The sequence below is a fragment of the Massilia sp. AB1 genome, from assembly GCF_018119385.1.
Classification (GTDB): domain Bacteria; phylum Pseudomonadota; class Gammaproteobacteria; order Burkholderiales; family Burkholderiaceae_D; genus Telluria.
In genome coordinates, this window is sequence record NZ_JAGKSG010000016.1 from 40,304 (window position 1) to 57,734 (window position 17,431).

The following is a 17,431-nucleotide window of genomic DNA, read 5'->3' on the forward strand; positions in this document are numbered from 1 at the left end:
AAAGGCAGTTCCAACAAAATCAAGTACTTAACTAACTGGCATGATTCCTGCAATGGATGGGGCCATACCTGCCCTCACCAGAACAAGACCATGATCCGCGATACCTCACAACAAGACGCCGTCATCGCCCCGCCGCCGGCGCAGAAACTCAAGCGCCGCGCCCTGATCGGCGGCGCCGCAGCCGCCGTCGTCGCCGTCAGCGCCCTGCTCCTGTCCGCCTGGAACAGCAGCGAACACTCGGTCTCCGCCGAGCGCCTGCGCATCGCCGAAGTCGGCCGCGGCACCTTGGTGCGCGACGCCTCGGTCAACGGCCGCGTGGTGGCCGCCGTCAGCCCCACCCTGTACTCGACCTCCCCGGCCACAGTCAACCTGAAGGTCGCCGCCGGCGACACCGTCAAGAAGGGCGATGTCCTGGCCGTGCTGGAGTCGCCCGACCTGACCGATGAACTCAAGCGCGAAGTGTCGAGCTACGAGCAGCTCAAGGCCGAGGTGGCGCGCCAGCAGATCCTGGCGCGCAAGCAAAAGCTGCTGGCCCAGCGCGAAGCCGACACTGCCGAGATCGACCGCCTGTCGGCCCAGCGCACCCTCGAGCGCTACGAGAGCGTGGCCCAGGTGGGCATCATCGCCAAGATCGACTACCAGAAGGCCAAGGACGCGCTGAACTCGGCCCAGATCCGCGCCCGCCACGCTTCGCAAGCCGCGGCCCTGGAAGGCGACGACGTGCAGCTGGCCCTCAAGACCAAGGTCAACGAACTGGAACGCCAGCGCCTGTCGCTCGCCAACGCCCAGCGCCGCGTGGACGAGCTGACCGTGCGTGCGCCGGTCGACGGCTTCATCGGCACGCTCAACGTCCAGAACCGCATGGTGGTGGCCGCCAACGCGCCGCTCATGACCCTGGTCGACCTCTCCAAGCTCGAGGTCGAGATCGAAGTGCCGGAAACCTATGTGGCCGACCTGGGCTTGGGCATGAACGCCGAGATCACCCTGCCGAGCGGGAAAGCCACCGGCAAGCTGTCCGCCCTGTCGCCGGAAGTGGTCAAGAACCAGGTGCTGGCGCGGGTGCGCTTCGACGGCGAGCAGCCCAAGGGCCTGCGCCAGAGCCAGCGCGTCACCGCGCGCCTGCTGATCGAGGAAAAGCCGAACGTCCTGATGCTGCCGCGCGGTCCTTTCGTCGAGAACGAAGGCGGACGCCAGGCCTACGTGGTGCAGGACGGCGTGGCCGTGCGCACCCCGATCCAGCTGGGCGCCACCAGCATCTCGGCCGTCGAGATCCTGTCCGGCCTGAAGCCGGGCGACAAGGTCGTCATTTCCGGCACCGATACTTTCAACAACGCGAACCGCGTTTCGATCAACCGCTGAACGAACAAGACTAACAAAGGAGAATCCCATGCTGCGCATGACCAACCTGAGCAAGGTGTACCGCACCCACATGATCGAAACCCACGCGCTGCGCGGCTTCGAGATCGAAGTCAAGCAGGGCGAGTTCGTGACCGTCACCGGCCCTTCCGGCTCGGGCAAGACCAGCTTCCTGAACATCGCCGGCCTGCTGGAGGAATTCACCTCGGGCGAGTACATCCTCGACGGCGTCAACGTGAAGGGGCTGGACGACACCGCCCGCTCGCGCCTGCGCAACGAGAAGCTCGGCTTCATCTTCCAGGGCTTCAACCTGATTCCCGACCTGAACCTGTTCGACAACGTCGACGTGCCGCTGCGCTACCGCGGCTTCAACGCCAAGGAGCGCAAGGAGCGCATCGAGGACGCCCTGGCCAAGGTCGGCCTGGCTTCGCGCATGAAGCACTACCCGGCCGAACTGTCGGGCGGCCAGCAGCAGCGCGTCGCGATCGCGCGCGCCCTGGCCGGCTCGCCCAAGCTGCTGCTGGCCGACGAACCGACCGGCAACCTGGACACCCAGATGGCGCGCGGCGTGATGGAACTGCTGGAAGAGATCAACGCGGCCGGCACCACCATCCTGATGGTGACCCACGACCCGGAACTGGCGGTGCGCACCACCCGCAACGTGCACATCATCGACGGCCAGGTCTCGGACCTGGTGCGCAAGGGCCCGACCCTGGTCGACACCAAGGCCGCCAGCGCCGCCAACGCATAAGGACCGGCCATGTTCTCCTATTACTTCAAGCTCGGCGTGCGCAGCCTGCGCCGCAACCCCGCGCTGACGGCGCTGATGGTGCTGACCCTGGCGGTCGGCGTGGCCGCCAGCATTTCCACGCTCACCATCCTGAACATGATGTCGGGCGACCCGATTCCCGAGAAGAGCGACCGCCTGTTCGTGCCGCACGTGGACAACGGCCCGCTCGAAGGCTGGGTGCCCAGCGACGGCCCCAACGACGACCAGCTGAGCTACCCGGACACCATCAACCTGCTCAAGAGCGGCCAGGGCGAGCGCCGCACCGCCATGTACGGCGTCGAAGTGCCGATCGAGCCGCCGCGCTCCGACATCCCGGCCTTCAACGCCACCGGCCTGGCGCCGACCCGCGACTTCTTCGCCATGTTCAACGTGCCCTTCCTGCACGGCCAGGCCTGGACCGAGGGCGACGACGCCCGGGGCGCCGATGTCGTGGTGCTGGGCCGCGCCACCGCCGAGAAGCTGTTCGGCGACGCCAACCCGGTCGGCAAGCAGCTGCGCATGCTGGGCGCCCCCTTCACCGTGGTGGGCGTGACCGACACCTGGGCGCCGGTGCCGCGCTACTACAAGCTGATCGGCGGACGCTTCAGCAACGGCGAGGAATTCTTCATCCCCTTCGCCAGCGCGATCCGTCACGAGATCGGCCACAGCGGCAGCATGAACTGCAGCGCCAACCGCGATCCGGGCTGGGCCAACCTCCTGATTTCGGAATGCACCTGGCTCCAGTTCTGGTTCGAGACCCGTTCCGCCGCCGACCGCGCGGACCTGCAGAACTGGCTGGACAGCTATGCCAGCGAACAGCGCAAGCTGGGCCGCCTCAAGCGCAACGCCCCGAACAAGCTGTACAACGTGATGGAATGGATGGAGCAGCTCAAGGTGGTCGGCAAGGACAGCAAGCTGTCGGCCTGGCTGGCCTTCGGCTTCCTGATCCTGTGCCTGGTGAACACCGTCGGCCTGCTGCTGGCCAAGTTTTCGGTGCGCGCTACCGAAGTCGGCATCCGGCGCGCCCTGGGCGCCTCGCGCAGCGATATCTTCCGCCAGTTCCTGATCGAGTCGAGCGTGATCGGCCTGGTGGGCGGCGTGCTGGGACTGGTGCTGGCCTTCGGCGCCCTGGGCCTGATCGGCATGCAGAGCAAGGGCATGGCGATGGTCGCCCGCATGGACTGGCAGATGCTGATGCTGACCTTCATCATGTCCGTCACCGCCGCGATCGTGGCCGGCCTGCTGCCGACCTGGCGCGCCTGCCAGGTGACGCCGGCCATCCAACTCAAATCGCAATAAGAGACTGAGAGAGACCATCATGGAAATCCGTCCGATTTTTTCCGCCCTGCTGCGCAACAAGACCGGCCCTATCCTGGTCGCGCTGCAGGTGGCGCTGAGCCTGGGCATCCTGGCCAACGCCCTGCACATCGTGAACGAACGGCGCGAAGTGGTTGCGCGCCCTTCCGGCCTGTCCGACGAAGCCTCGACCTTCTACTTCACGGTCCGTAACCTGAACACCGACGGCCCGGAGCAGCAGCTGGCCACCATGAAGCGCGAGGCCGACGTGCTGCGCGCCGTACCGGGCGTGGTGGCGGTCGCCAACGTAACCCAGATGCCGCTGTCGCGCAGCGGCAGCAACAGCAGCGTCGCCCTGGACCAGCGCCAGGAACGCGAAAGCGCGATCGCCTCGCAGTACGTGTCGGGCGATTCGCTCGTCAAGGCCTACGGTCTCAAGATCGTCGACGGCCGCGACTTCGTGCCCAGCGAGTACGTCGAGATCAACGAGAACCAGCAGCGCGAGCTGCCCAAGCAGATCGTGATCTCCAAGCCCCTGGCCGACAAGCTGTGGCCGGGCCAGTCGGCGGTCGGCAAGACCATGTACTTCGGCACCGGAGAAGGCTCGCAGGGCACGCAAGTGGTGGGCGTGGTCGAGCGCCTGCAGTCGGCCCACGCAGAGGTGGGCGAGCGCGGCGACTTCGCGGTGCACATCCCGGCGCGCCTGTACGGCAACCCGGGCGCGCTGTACGCCGTGCGCACCGAGCCGGGCCAGCGCGACCGCGTGATCAAGGACGCCGAGGAAGCGCTGCGCAAGTCCTCGGCCACCCCGATGATCCTGGACGTCAAGACGGTCGAGGAAGACCGCAAGAACCGCTACCGCGGCGACATGGCCCTGTCTTGGATGCTGATCACGGTCAGCGTGCTGCTGCTCCTGATCACCTGCTCGGGCATCGTCGGCATGGCCAGCCTGTGGGTCACCCAGCGCCGCAAGCAGATCGGCGTGCGCCGCGCCCTCGGCGCCCGCAAGCTCGACATCCTGCGCTACTTCATCATGGAGAACTTCCTGATCACCAGCACCGGCGTGTTCGGCGGCCTGCTGTTCGGGGTCGGCCTGAACCATCTGATGGTGAGCAAGCTGGAGATGGCGCGCCTGCCGATTCCCTACCTGGTGGGCGGCGCGATCGTGTTCTGGGCGCTCGGCATCCTGGCGGCCTACGGCCCGGCCTGGCGCGCGGCCAGCATCTCGCCGGCGATGGCCACCCGCAGTGTCTGAGCCAGTGTCCACCACCCTGCGTCAATGCTATGCTAGCGGCCATGCCTACAGTTCTCATCATTGACGACAACGCCGCCGTCGCGATCGCGCTCGAAGTGCTGTTCTCGCTGCACGACATCGCGGCGCTGCGCGCGGCCTCGCCCGAGGAAGGGCTGGCGGTCCTGGCCCGCCAGCCGGTGGACCTGGTGATCCAGGACATGAACTTCAGCGCCGACACCACCTCGGGCGAGGAAGGCGTAGCGCTGTTCCGCGAAATCCGCCAGCGCCATCCCGACCTGCCGGTAATCCTGCTGACCGCCTGGACCCACCTGGACGCGGCGGTCGACCTGGTCAAGGCGGGGGCGGCCGACTATCTCTCCAAGCCCTGGAACGACGAGCGCCTGCTGGCCACCGTCACCAACCTGATCGAGCTGGGCCAGGCCAACCGCGCGCTCACGTCGCGCCTGCAGCGCGAGCGCCGCGCCAAGCGCGAACTGGAACAGAACTTCGACCTGCGCGGCCTGGTGTGGCAAGACCCGGCCACGGAGCGCGTGCTGCACCTGGCCTGCCAGGTGGCGCGTGCCGACGTGCCGGTCCTGATCACCGGCCCGAACGGCACCGGCAAGGAACGCATCGCCGAGATCATCCAGGCCAATTCCCAGGTACCCGACGGCCCCTTCGTGGTGCTCAATTGCGGCGCCCTGCCCTCCGAGCTGATCGAGGCCGAACTGTTCGGCGCCGACGCCGGCGCCTATACCGGCGCCTCGAAAGCGCGCGAAGGCAAGTTCGAAGCGGCCGACGGCGGCACCCTCTTCCTCGACGAGATCGGCAACCTGCCGCTGGCCGGCCAGATGAAACTGCTGCGCGTGCTGGAGACCGGCCGCTTCGAGCGGCTGGGCTCGAACCGCGAACGCCAGGTGAACGTGCGGGTGATCAGCGCCACCAACGCCGACCTGGGCGCCATGATCCGGGCCGGCAGCTTCCGTGAAGACCTGTTCTACCGCCTGAACGTGATCGAGCTGCGCCTGCCGCCGCTGGCCGCGCGTCCGGGCGACATCCTGCCGCTGGCGCTGTCCTTCCTCCCGCGCGGCAAGCGCCTGCACGCCTCGGCCGAGGCGGCCCTGCTGGCCCACACCTGGCCCGGCAATGTGCGCGAACTGAAGAACGTGATGGCGCGCGCCAGCCTCCTGGCCCAGGGCGAGGTCATCATGGTGGCCGACCTCGGCCTGCCGGCCGTGCACGTGGCCGCCAACGACACGGAACCCGACCGCGACGCCATCGCCCAAGCCCTGGCGCGCGCCGGCGGCGTGGTGGCCCAGGCCGCCGCGGAGCTGGGCCTGTCGCGCCAGGCGCTGTACCGCCGCATGGAGCGGCTGGGCATCGCCAGGTCGGCATGAGCGCTGCATGAGCACCACCAGGCGCGGCAAGCGCTTCCGCCTGTCGCTGGTCACGCGCTGGTCGGCCCTGGTCGGCACCCTGCTGGCGCTGGGCATCCTGATCGCCATCGGCCTCGACAGTCTGTTCCCCGACAGTCCGCTGCTGGTGTTCTCGGTCTGCCTGCTGGCGGTGGTGCCGATTTCGATCATCACCATCCGCTCGCAGATCCAGCCCATCCTGTCGCTGTTCCGCGCGCTGGAGGGCACGGTGGCCAGCTACCGCGACGGCGACTTTTCCTTCAGCCTGCACTGGCCGAACAACGACGAGCTGGCCGACCTGATCGCCGCTCACAACGACCTGGGCCAGGTGCTGCGCGAACAGCGCCTCGGCCTGGTGCAGCGCGAACTGCTGCTCGACACCATGGTCCAGAACACGCCGGTGGCGATGCTGCTGGTAGCCGATTCGGCCGGCAACCGCGGCACCATCGTCTACGCCAACGTGGCGGCGCGCCAGCTGCTGTCCAGCGGCCGCAAGCTGGAGGGCCACCAGGTCAAGGACATCCTGGACGGCGCCGCGCCGGCGCTGAGGGAAGCCGTGGCGCGCGGCGGCGACGGCCTGTTCACGGCCGGCGAGGCCGAGGACGAAGAGGTCTACCACCTGGCGCGCAGCGCCTTCACCCTGAATGGCCGCAAGCACGAGCTGCTGCTGCTGCGCCACCTGACGACCGAACTGCGGCGCCAGGAAGTGCAGACCTGGAAGAAGGTGATCCGCGTGATCAGCCATGAGCTGAACAATTCGCTGGCGCCGCTGGCCTCCCTCGCCCACTCGGGCGCGGAGCTGGTGCGGCGGGGCCAGACCGAGCGCCTGCCGCAGATTTTGGAAACCATCGGCGAGCGCACCCGTCACCTGGAGAGCTTCATCCTCGGCTACGCGCGCTTCGCCAAGCTGCCCACGCCGCGCCTGGAAGCCATCCCCTGGCCGGCCATGGTGGCGCGCCTGCGCGACCAGGTGGTGTTCCGTGTCGGGGGCGAGCTGCCGCCGGAGCCGGCCTGGATCGACGCGGCCCAGATGGAGCAAAGCCTGCTCAACCTGCTGAAGAACGCCCACGAATCGGGCTCGGCGCCGGAAGACGTGGAGCTGCAGGTGCGCCGGGTGCAGGACCTGCTGCGCATCGATGTGCTCGACCGCGGCAGCGGCATGAGCGACGCCGTGCTGACCAATGCCCTGGTGCCCTTCTACTCGACCAAGCGCAGCGGCACCGGCCTGGGCCTGGCGCTGGCGCGCGAAATCGCCGAGGCGCACGGCGGGCGCATCACCCTGGCCAACCGCGAAGGCGGCGGCCTGGCCGTGACGCTCATCCTTCCCGCCCTGCCGGAGAGGACATGCTGACCATCATCGGCAAGGCGAGCTCGATCAATGTGCGCAAGGTGCTGTGGACCTGCGCGGTCCTGGGGCTGGAAGTCCGGCGCGAGGAATGGCGCGAGGAGCATGCGGCGCTCAATCCCAACCGGATGGTGCCGGTGCTGGTCGACGGCGGGTTCGTGCTGTGGGAGTCGAATACGATCTGCCGTTACCTGGCGGCGCGTGATGGCGGCGATGCCTTGCTGCCGCGTGAGCCGCAGGCGCGCGCAGGGGTCGAGCAGTGGATGGACTGGCAGGCGACTGAACTCAACACGGCCTGGCGCTATGCCTTCATGTCGCTGGTGCGCGGCAGCGCGGCGCACCGGGATCCGGCACAGGTCGCGGCCAGCATCGCCAGCTGGAACCGCCTGGTCGGGCTGCTGGATGTGCGGCTCGGCCAGACCGGGGCGTATGTGGCGGGTGGGAGCTTCACGCTGGCCGATATCGTGCTGGGCGTGTCTGTCAACCGCTGGCGGATGACGCCGATGGACCGGCCGGTCTATCCGCAGGTGGACGCGTGGTATGCGCGGCTGGCGGAGCATGCGGGGTTTGCCGAGCATTGCGCTAACGGTACGCCATAGCCGCTTGAACTTGGGTTCCGGCCTTCGCCGGAACCCAAGTTTGCACGCGTACCGTGACCTCCGAGCTGTGAACGACCGTCTGGTAAGATCGCTTCACCATGCCCAAGTACCTGCAACCCGTCGATCCCCGCTTCTCCCAGCCCGGCCACCCACCCGCCACCATCGATGAATTCGAAGGCGTGCGCTTCCTGCACCTCGGCAGCTCCTGGGTCCAGGGCGCGATGCGCCTCTCCAAGCCGGATGCGATCGAGCTCGAATACGTGCAGATGATGATGATGTGGACCCTGTTCCTGCAGGCGCCGCGCCACATCGTGCAGCTGGGCCTGGGCAGCGCGGCCCTCACCAAGTTCTGCTACCAGCGCTTCCCCGACGCCCGCGTCACCGCGGTGGAACTGAACCCCAACGTGATCGCGATCTGCCGCGCCCTGTTCGGGCTGCCGGAAGACGACGCGCGCCTGAAGGTGCGCGAAATGAACGCCCTCGACTTCGTGCTCGACCGCGCCAACCACGGCACGGCCGACGTGCTGCAGGTCGACCTGTACGACCAGGATGCGCGCGGCCCGGTGCTGGACACGCCGGAGTTTTACCAGGGCTGCCATGACTGCCTGAAGGAAGGCGGCATCATGACCGCCAATGTGTTCGGCGACGTCAGCAACTACGACAAGAACCTGCTGGCGATGCAGGATGTGTTCGACGCGGTGGTGTGGCTGCCCGAGGTGCACGACGCGAACATCGTGGTGCTCGCGTTCAAGAACGCGCCGCAGCTCGACTTCTCGGTGCTGTACGAGCGCGCCGCCGAGATCAAGCGGCGCTGGAACCTGCCGGCCAAGAACTGGGTCAATGGGCTGAAGGAGTGGATGCGCGACCACCAGGGCTAGCGGAAGGGCGGGCGCCGACACCGGCGTTCACGCCCGCGCGGGCGGCGGCGCTCAGCGACGGACGTCCGCGCCGCGACAGCGAGGGCGCGCCCAGCTCCGAGGCCGGCACTGGCAGGCCGAGCACGGCGTAGATGTCGCCGCCCGGCTCGCGCTCCAGCGCCAGCACCGGGAATACACGCTCCAGGTTGGCGTACTTGGCCCAGGCGCCCGCGCCGCGCTGCCTGGAAGGCCGCACCGACATCGCCGCGTAGCCCTTGGCGCCGTTCTCGACGGCCGCGATGCTCCAGGCCCGGCCCTGGTAAGCCTGCGCGCCCGCCTCCCTGTGGTCCGCACTGTCGAAGCACAGCACGCGCAGGTGGGCGCCGGGCAGCGCATGCTCTTGCAGGCGCTGGTTTGGCCCATGCCACAACTGCATCAGCACGATGCCGGAAGGGCCGAAGGCATCCCAGGCATCTTCCAGGTTGCCGTAATGCTCGAGACCATAGCGTTTGCAGAGCTGAGTGATATTCATGTGCTAGTCGTTTCTCCGCTGTTGGCGCCGCTCCTTGCTGCGACGGGCTCCGGGATCCTGCAAGGCGCGCAGGAGGATCTCCCGGGAGACGTTGCAGCTGTCGAGGTACACCATGCCCGCGCTGATCCCGCGTGTCTCGGCCAGAAACAACGCATATTCGGTGGCAAGCGCGCTGCGCTCGTCTGTTCGTCGCTGAGTCATGATGTGGCTGCAAAAAACAAATACTGCCGATGTCGTCCGTCCAGGCGGCACGACGGCAAATCCAGGGCGGCGGAGCAATGCCCCGCCTGGCCGGATACCCCCCGATTTCGGTACCGGCTTGTTGTTCATCGTATATCCTTCTTTTCGCGCACTATTGAGAGAGTTGTTAGCGAACGTAACAAGTCCTTGTGCACCTACCCACCTTACCGCCACGAAATTTTTGTTGGCCTCCTTCCATTCCCACGGCATAAATCAGCGCTAAGGCCCCCGATACGTGGCTTTTGCGCTACATCTATGCAAGGAAGAGACATTTGTACTTACCACTTTGGATAACAAAAGCTTTCTTTCGTATAACTCGTTGTTAATATTAAATTGCGTCTTAGTAATCTGGACGAGAAAACAAAACACAACGCAAAAGGATTGAGGATGACGAAGAAGAAACTGCCACAACGCGCCCTGTTGGCGTCCGCCCTCATGGCGGCACTGGCACCTGTAGCTGCGCAGCAAACCGAAGAAAACGTGGCCCAGGTCGTGGTGCTGGGTTCGCGTACCCAGGCCAAGACCGCGCTCGACACGGCGGTGCCGGTGGGCCTGATCAATTCCAAGGATCTGCAGTCGGCGGGTTCGCTGGAACTCGGCAAGATCCTGCAGGACCTCGATCCTTCGTTCAACTTCACCTCGACTTTCATCAGCGACGGCACCGACATCATCCGTCCGGCGACCCTGCGCGGCCTGGGGCCGGACCAGCTGCTGGTGCTCGTCAACGGCAAGCGCCGCCACCAGCAGGCGCTGGTGAACGTGCAGCAAACCATCGGCCGCGGCTCGGCCGGTACCGACATCAACGCCATCCCGCTGTCGGCGATCCAGTCGATCGAAGTGCTGCGCGACGGCGCGGCCGCGCAGTACGGCTCGGACGCGATCTCGGGCGTGATCAACATCATCCTCAAGAAGGGCAACCAGGGCGCCATCAGCGCCAGCGCCGGCACCACCGACGAGGGCGACGGCGACACCATCTCGCTGAGCGCGCACAAGGGCTTCGCGCTCGGCGCCGACGGCGGCTACCTGAACCTGTCGGCCGAAGCGCGCGACCGCGAGGAAACCAATCGCGCCGGCGTGGACAGCCTGCGCGTGAACCCGCCGCGCGTGACCCAGCGCATCGGCGACTCGGACGCCAAGGATTACTACCTGTGGATGAACGCCGCCCTGCCGGTGGCCGGCGGCGAGTTCTACACCTTCGGCGGCGCCTCCAAGCGCAAGGGCGATTCCTCGGGCTTCTACCGCTCGGCGGGCGACGACCGCAACGTGCCGGCGGTCTACCCGAATGGCTTCCTGCCGAACATCATCACCACCGTCAAGGACGCCTCGATCTCGGCCGGCTACCGCCACGACCTGGCCGGCGACTGGAGCGCCGACATCAGCCTGACCCACGGCCGCAGCCAGCTCCAGTTCCACGAGCGGAACTCGATCAACGTCAGCTATTACTACGAGAACGGTTCCTCGCCCACCGAGGCCGACACCGGCACCCTGAAGTTCGACCAGACCACCTTCAACCTCGACTTCAAGGGTTCGGTGGACGTCATGGGCGGCCCGCTGTACGTGGGCACCGGCTTCGAATGGCGCCAGGATAACTACGAGATCGAAGCGGGCGACCCGGTCTCCTACCAGTATGGCCGCACCAACAACCCGGCCGTCACCATCCTCAACCAGAACGGCGGCATCGCCGCTTCGGGCATCCAGGGCTTCCCTGGCTACACCCCGGGCACCGCCGTGGACGACGGCCGTCACAACACCGCGCTCTACCTCGACCTGGAGCGCAAGTGGGGCGACACCTTCTCGGCCGGCGCCGCCGTGCGCCACGAGCGCTACTCGGACTTCGGCAGCACCACCACCGGCAAGCTGAGCGCACGCTGGGATCCGAGCCGCACCCTCGGCCTGCGCGGTTCGCTGTCCTCCGGCTTCCGTGCGCCTGGCGTGCAGCAGAAGTTCTACAGCTCGGTCTCGACCAACCTGAACGCCGCCGGCGTGCTGACCGAGACCCTGACCGCGCGCGAGAACAGCGCCGTCACCCGCGCCTTCGGCATCGAGCCGTTGAAGGAAGAGACCTCGAAGAGCATGAGCTTCGGCGCGATCCTGCGCCCAGCCCAGGGCCTGTCGGTGACCGCCGACGTCTACCGCATCAAGATCGACGACCGCATCGTCTTCTCCAGCAACATCTCGCCGGAGACAGGCGCCTGCGCGACCGCTGCGGCCTGCCCGATCAAGGCGATCCTGGATCCGCTGCGCGTGGGCCAGGCGCAGTTCTTCACCAACGCGATCGACACCACCACCACCGGCTTCGACCTGGTGGCCCAGCAGACCCTCAAGTTCCAGGGCTCGACCCTGGTGCTGTCCGGCCAGCTCGGCTTCAACAAGACCGAAGTGGACGACCGCCACTCGCAGTCGCCGGTGCTGAGCGGCACCCAGCTGTTCGACGACACCCAGGTGACCCTGATCGAGCGCGGCCAGCCGCGCAAGCACCACGTGCTGGCGGCCGACTACACCACCGGCCCATGGAACGTGACCGCACGCGCCAACTACTTCGGCGAAGTGCAGGGCCAGGGCTTCACCCCGGGCTTCATCCAGACCTGGGATGCGAAGTGGATCGTCGACCTGACCGGCCGCTACGCGTTCAACAAGAACCTGAGCCTGAGCGCCGGCGTGAACAACCTGTTCGACACCTACCCGACCAAGTGGGATCCGGTCAAGGCGGCGCCGTTCCCGCAGCTGGGCTTCACCCACTGCTGGGAAACCTGCCCGTTCGGCATCAACGGCCGTTCGTTCTACGTGAAGGCCGACTACACCTTCTGATCGAACCGGCTTAGCCGCGATGCCCGCGCTGCCGCCTGCCGGCAGCGCGGGCTTTTTTCATCGCACCGCACGCAGCCTGGCGGTGCCGCCAAGGGCTTGCCGTGAGAACAAGCTGGCCCTACACTGAGGCCGGCAGAGCCAGGTCCTGGGGCCGAAGCTGCCGGGTAGCTCATCAACGCAACAGAGGCAGGAATGAAGCAGCCGATGTCACAGCTCCGCATCAGTCTTTATATGATCGTGGGGACGATCTTCCTCCATGGCGCCGTGATGGTGCTGAACGAATTGTTCTTCCGCCGCGCGGAGTTTTTGCAGGGCATCGGCTGGATTTATATTCCCGCCGGGACCCGCCTGCTGTGCACCCTGCTGTTCGGCTGGGCCGGGGCGGTCGGTTTGCTGATCACCGGCTGGTTTGCATGCTATTGGTATTACTTTCCTGGCGACGTCGCGCGCGCATTCGCCGGGACGATCGCGGGCGCCGCCGGGCCCTATCTGGTGTACCTGATCGCGCAGCGGGAATACGGGCTCCAGTCTTCGCTGCGGAACCTGACCCCAGCGCGCTTGCTGGTCTGCGCCCTTGGCTGCGCGATCGCCAGTCCCGCGCTTCACCATATCTGGTTCATCCTGCAGAATAAGGACGAACTGCTGCTGGGCTTCTTTGTCATGTGCGTCGGCGACCTGGCGGGTGCGCTGATCGTGCTGTACATCGCCAAGGCCCTGCTGACATTCAGGGACAGCCGGCTGCGGGCAATATGAGAACCACGGAGGACCAATTGGAAACTCGACTTGCAGCTTGCAGTTGCGGCCAGCTTTCGGCGCGCGTCACGGGCGAACCTGTTCGCATCTCGATCTGTCACTGCCTGGCTTGCCAGCGCCGCACCGGCAGCGTCTTCGGACAGCAGGCCAGGTTCCTGCGTGAGCACCTGACCGTCAGCGGCCAATCGACGGCCTACACCCGCGTTGGCGACGAAGGCCCGGGCGCCACCTTCCACTTCTGTCCGCAATGCGGCGCGACCGTCTACTATGACATCAGGGGAATGGATGGCTATGTGGGGATTCCGGTCGGCGCGTTTGCCGATCCCGACTTCCCTGCCCCGACGGTTTCCGTCTATGAGGAGCGCATGCACCGGTGGGTGGTTCCGCCTCCGGATGCCGAGCACTTTCGCTGACCTACGGCGGGTATTCGAGGGCAGTTGGCGATACCTCCGGTGGCATCGAACGCTACCCGCAAGAATGCGCTAACGCAGGACAGCGGGCCTGCCAATAATGGCTGTACTCCCACCTCTGGAGACATGCCATGTGCTCACTTCGATCCTCCTCACTCGTCAACGACATTCACTCCGCGCTGAACGCAACCCGCGTGGCGCACATCCACCAGCCTCGCAGCGTGGCCGAGATCCGCACCCTCGTCGCAGATGCCGCGCGCCAGGGCCTGCCGCTGGCGATCTGCGGCGGGCGGCATGCCATGGGGGGCCAGCAATTCGCCGCCGACGCCGTGCAGCTCGACATGCGGCAGATGCGCCGCGTGCTGGCTTTCGACGCCGCCGCCGGACTGATCGAAGCGGAAGCCGGCATCGAGTGGCCCGAACTGATCGACTATCTCGACAGCGCAGCGGCGCCGCATGGGCGGCACTGGAGTATTCGCCAGAAGCAGACCGGGGCGGACCGCTTGTCGCTGGGCGGCTGCCTTTCCGCCAACATCCATGGACGCGGCCTGCGCATGCGTCCCTTCATCGACGACGTGGAAGCCTTTACCCTGGTCGATGCGAACGGCGAGGTCCGGCACTGCAGCCGCACCAGCAATGGCGAACTGTTCGCCCTGGCGATCGGCGGTTATGGCCTGTTTGGCGTCATCGCCAGCGTGACCCTTCGTCTTGCGCCAAGCCAGACAATGCGGCGCGACGTGACGCTGCTGGAACTGGACGAGCTGATGCCGGCATTCGCGGAACGCATCGCCGGCGGCCATGCATTCGGCGACTTCCAGTTCGCCATCGATCCGGAAAGCAGCGACTTCATGCAGCGCGGCGTGTTCTCGTGCTATGTGCCGGTCGGTGTAGCGACGCCGCCCGACAGTGCGAACAGGGAACTGTCGGAACAGGACTGGCGCCATCTGCTGCAGCTGGCGCACACCGACAAGAGCACGGCGTTCGAGTGCTACGCGCGCCACTACCTGGCGACGGACGGCCAGCTTTACCGCAGCGACCGGCTGCAGCAAAGCACCTATCTGGACGGCTACCACCTCGACCTCGACGCGCGACTGGGACATTGCGGCTCCGAGATGATCGGCGAGATCTATGTGCCTCGCGATCGCCTGGTGGACTTCATGCGCGAGGCCGCGCGCGACTTCCGGCAGCACGGCGTCGACCTCATTTACGGGACCATACGCCTGATCGAGCGCGACACCGAGAGCTTCCTCCCGTGGGCGCGCCAGGATTACGCCTGCGTCATCTTCAACCTGCACACGCCGCACACCGCGGACGGCGTCGATGCGACCCATGCCGCCTTCCGCCGGCTGATCGACATGGCCATCGCACGCGACGGCAGCTTTTACCTCACCTACTCGCGGGCCGCCAGGGCGGACCAGGTGCACGCCTGCTATCCGCAGTTCGCGCAGTTTCTCGATGCGAAACGGCGCTACGACCCGCATCAGCGCTTCCAGAGCAACTGGTACCGGCATTATTCCGCCTTGTTTGCCTGCGCACCGGAGGACCTGGCGGCATGAAGACAGGGAAGCCAAGCAATACGGCGCTGATTGTCGCGGCGGGACTTCAGCTGGCCACACCACCTTCCGATGCGAAGCACTTCGGCGAACGCCTGCTGCGCCGCACGCATCCGCGCCTGTCCGGCCTGCTGCACCGGCCATGGTTTCGGCGCCTGTGCAGGCTGTTCGAGCGCCTAACCCTCCCGGGTGTTTTCCTGCACTATGCGCTGCGCAAACAGATCCTGCGCCAGCACGCGCAGGCCGCCCTGGCTGCGGGGTGTACGCAAGTGGTCGTCCTCTGCGCCGGGTTCGACACCTTGTGCATGGAGCTGAAGGCGGCGCGCCCGGACCTGTGCTGCATCGAAATCGATCACCCTGCCACGCAGCCGGCAAAGCGCAAGGCCGCCCGAGGCAGCGGCATCGGTTTCGTCGCGGCCGACCTGGCGCAGCAGGAACTTGCTCCCCTGTTGAAAGCCCATCCAGGATTCCGCGAAGGCGCTTTCACCTTGTTCGTTGCGGAAGGGCTGCTGATGTACATGCCGCTCGAGGCCGTGCGTGCGCTGTTTGCGCAGCTGGCCGCGGCCGCGCCGCACAGCCAGGTGGCGTTCACCTGGTTCGAGCCGCTTGCGGACGGGCGCCCCGGATTCCGCCGGCAAGGCCGCCTGGTCGACGCCTGGCTGAGATGGCGGGGCGAACCCTTCCTCTCGGGCATGGCGGGCCCGAAGCTGGCAGGCTTTCTGTCCGGCCTTGGCTTCGCGCTCCAGCGCCTGGATGCCAGCAGTAGCCTGCTGGACACCACGTGTGCTGCGGAGCGGCCGATCGAAGGCGAGTACATCGCCCTGGCGTCCCGGGCAGCTATGCAGGAGAGATATGTTTAGTTTTTCTCGCTCGAGAATGCTAAATTCGCGCTCTTGACCGATCCATAGTGGTAGAAACTACGCATGAAGCCGTTCCTCGTGAATTTCAAACACCTCGTTGTTTCGCTGGCGATGTTCGCTCCGTTGCAATCCTGGGCCGGCGATGTCCATCAAGAGATCCCGGCCTTGGGCGTCAGGCCTGCCTATAGCGATCTCAAATGCAAGGACATCATCATCGGCGCGAGCATGGCAAGTAAAGAACCTGCTTATGTCGGCGTGGTCGAAGCGGCAGTGCGTGAAGGAGGCGATTCCGCAAACGCCCTCTTCAACACGATGCCCGAGGAATTCTTATGGTGGATCAGGATGACCGGTTCCATCGACATCTATACTGTCGGGATGGCGGTCCACGAAACCAGCCATACGCTGAACACAAGGCTGACCAACTGCAATCGGGGGCGTGCGAGCTTTTATTTCGAAGGCGTCCGCTGGAATACCGAATATCGCTCCACCGGCAGTCCTCCCTACGCCACTGCCGCGTCCTACGTTCCCGACGAGCTGAAAATGTCTCCGCTTAGCCGATACCAGAATTATTTTGTGAGGCTCGGCACGAACCCGGCAAACGATTTTCGTGCGCTACTGGACGAGTTCAATGCCTACGTTGAAGGAGCAAGGACGGAAGTGAACGCCATCGGTTCGCCCCTGTATAAGCGCTCGGTGCAGTTCGACGCATTCGACGGCAATCTGGGCGGGACAGCCGAATTCATGCTGTACACGCTCGCTTACCTCAAGAAGGTCAGGATCGAGCATTCGGACGCCTGGGAGGCCATCCGCAACAGCCCGCTCCTTCTTGCTCATATCCAGCGCATGTGGTCCGGTGCGGAGATGCTCTTCGATCGGTGGAAATCGACCGGCGATAAAAAATATATCGTCTCCAGGAGCATCCTGCACAGCGCCTATCAAGCGGCCTATATTGCGGAGCTGGATCACCTGGGCATACGACATCGGCCGCTTTCCCCCCTCGGGCAAACCTTGACGCGCGCCGGGGACCTGGCTGGCCAGCCGCCTGCCATGTAGCAGGCTCCCTGTTCAGCGCTTGACCGGTTTCTTCTCTTTCGGCGGCGGCATCAGCGCCGCCGTTTCCAGGATCAGGCGCCGCAGTGCGTCAGGATCGTCGAGCAGCTCGTCGGCGATCGGGAAGTCTTTCGCCTGCGGATAGGGCGGCCCCTTGGGCAGGTTGGGCGCCAGCGTCTCGACGGCTTGGGAAGGCTTGATGAACAGGCTGTTATCGCAGGCGAAAGCCACGACCTTCCCGTCCAGGTAGAGCGCGAACTCCCCGAACAGCTTCTTGCAGGTGAGCCGGTCGCCCAGGCCGGCCTGTTCGATGACGTAATCGACGAAATGACGTTCGGTTGCCATTGAATTTGT

Annotated in this window: 17 protein-coding genes; 14 read left to right on the forward strand and 3 right to left on the reverse strand. The window is 65.9% G+C overall.

Features of this window, described 5'->3' with window-relative positions; genetic code table 11:
- The first annotated feature begins 90 nt into the window (after nt 1-90).
- From J8847_RS11505 to J8847_RS11540, 8 genes are all read left to right on the forward strand, one after another.
- Nucleotides 91-1,359 carry an efflux RND transporter periplasmic adaptor subunit gene (locus J8847_RS11505; RefSeq protein ID WP_211524842.1) on the forward strand — a complete coding sequence of 423 codons (1,269 nt, stop codon included), beginning with the start codon at nt 91-93 and terminating at the stop codon, nt 1,357-1,359.
- Nucleotides 1,360-1,387: 28 nt separating this feature from the next.
- Nucleotides 1,388-2,107, forward strand: coding sequence for an ABC transporter ATP-binding protein (locus J8847_RS11510; RefSeq protein WP_211524843.1), 720 nt, complete (start codon nt 1,388-1,390; stop codon nt 2,105-2,107).
- 9 nt (nt 2,108-2,116) lie between these two features.
- Nucleotides 2,117-3,424: an ABC transporter permease gene (locus J8847_RS11515; protein ID WP_211524844.1), complete on the forward strand. Its 1,308-nt coding sequence runs from the start codon at nt 2,117-2,119 to the stop codon at nt 3,422-3,424.
- A gap of 19 nt (nt 3,425-3,443) precedes the next feature.
- Complete coding sequence (locus J8847_RS11520) at nt 3,444-4,676, forward strand: ABC transporter permease (protein ID WP_211524845.1); 1,233 nt, start codon at nt 3,444-3,446, stop codon at nt 4,674-4,676.
- A gap of 41 nt (nt 4,677-4,717) precedes the next feature.
- The gene (locus J8847_RS11525; protein ID WP_211524846.1) at nt 4,718-6,052 is read left to right on the forward strand and encodes a sigma-54 dependent transcriptional regulator; all 1,335 of its coding nucleotides are present in this window, start codon (nt 4,718-4,720) and stop codon (nt 6,050-6,052) included.
- 7 nt (nt 6,053-6,059) lie between these two features.
- The gene (locus J8847_RS11530; protein WP_211524847.1) at nt 6,060-7,421 is read left to right on the forward strand and encodes a PAS domain-containing sensor histidine kinase; all 1,362 of its coding nucleotides are present in this window, start codon (nt 6,060-6,062) and stop codon (nt 7,419-7,421) included.
- A complete protein-coding gene (locus tag J8847_RS11535) occupies nt 7,415-8,014 on the forward strand; it encodes a glutathione S-transferase N-terminal domain-containing protein (protein ID WP_211524848.1) in 600 nt (199 codons plus the stop codon). The genes J8847_RS11530 and J8847_RS11535 overlap by 7 nt, the downstream gene beginning before the upstream one ends.
- A 98-nt stretch (nt 8,015-8,112) precedes the next feature.
- Nucleotides 8,113-8,892: a spermidine synthase gene (locus tag J8847_RS11540; RefSeq protein ID WP_211524849.1), complete on the forward strand. Its 780-nt coding sequence runs from the start codon at nt 8,113-8,115 to the stop codon at nt 8,890-8,892.
- Here J8847_RS11540 and J8847_RS11545 read toward each other — a convergent pair.
- Both J8847_RS11545 and J8847_RS11550 read right to left on the reverse strand, forming a co-directional pair.
- Nucleotides 8,852-9,403 carry a hypothetical protein gene (locus tag J8847_RS11545; RefSeq protein ID WP_211524850.1) on the reverse strand — a complete coding sequence of 184 codons (552 nt, stop codon included), beginning with the start codon at nt 9,401-9,403 and terminating at the stop codon, nt 8,852-8,854. The two genes, J8847_RS11540 and J8847_RS11545, sit on opposite strands and share 41 nt — an antisense overlap.
- A 3-nt stretch (nt 9,404-9,406) precedes the next feature.
- Nucleotides 9,407-9,733, reverse strand: coding sequence for a hypothetical protein (locus J8847_RS11550; RefSeq protein WP_211524851.1), 327 nt, complete (start codon nt 9,731-9,733; stop codon nt 9,407-9,409).
- 297 nt (nt 9,734-10,030) lie between these two features.
- Here J8847_RS11550 and J8847_RS11555 point away from each other — a divergent pair, with 297 nt between their 5' ends.
- The 6 genes from J8847_RS11555 to J8847_RS11580 all read left to right on the forward strand — a co-directional run bounded on the left by J8847_RS11555 (nt 10,031) and on the right by J8847_RS11580 (nt 17,080).
- On the forward strand, nt 10,031-12,451 hold the full coding sequence (locus tag J8847_RS11555; protein ID WP_211524852.1) for a TonB-dependent siderophore receptor: 2,421 nt from the start codon (nt 10,031-10,033) through the stop codon (nt 12,449-12,451).
- Nucleotides 12,452-12,643: 192 nt separating this feature from the next.
- On the forward strand, nt 12,644-13,204 hold the full coding sequence (locus J8847_RS11560) for a hypothetical protein (protein WP_229429484.1): 561 nt from the start codon (nt 12,644-12,646) through the stop codon (nt 13,202-13,204).
- A gap of 17 nt (nt 13,205-13,221) precedes the next feature.
- The gene (locus tag J8847_RS11565; protein ID WP_211524853.1) at nt 13,222-13,617 is read left to right on the forward strand and encodes a GFA family protein; all 396 of its coding nucleotides are present in this window, start codon (nt 13,222-13,224) and stop codon (nt 13,615-13,617) included.
- Nucleotides 13,618-13,745: 128 nt separating this feature from the next.
- Nucleotides 13,746-15,170: an FAD-binding oxidoreductase gene (locus J8847_RS11570; protein WP_211524854.1), complete on the forward strand. Its 1,425-nt coding sequence runs from the start codon at nt 13,746-13,748 to the stop codon at nt 15,168-15,170.
- Nucleotides 15,167-16,027, forward strand: a complete 861-nt coding sequence (locus J8847_RS11575; RefSeq protein ID WP_211524855.1) for a class I SAM-dependent methyltransferase — start codon at nt 15,167-15,169, stop codon at nt 16,025-16,027. Before J8847_RS11570 ends, J8847_RS11575 begins: the two co-directional genes overlap by 4 nt.
- Nucleotides 16,028-16,090: 63 nt before the next feature.
- Entirely contained in the window at nt 16,091-17,080 is a 990-nt protein-coding gene (locus J8847_RS11580; RefSeq protein WP_211524856.1) for a hypothetical protein, read from the forward strand.
- Nucleotides 17,081-17,092: 12 nt separating this feature from the next.
- Here J8847_RS11580 and J8847_RS11585 read toward each other — a convergent pair whose 3' ends face one another.
- A complete protein-coding gene (locus J8847_RS11585) occupies nt 17,093-17,422 on the reverse strand; it encodes a TfoX/Sxy family protein (protein WP_211524857.1) in 330 nt (109 codons plus the stop codon).
- Nucleotides 17,423-17,431 lie beyond the last annotated feature (9 nt).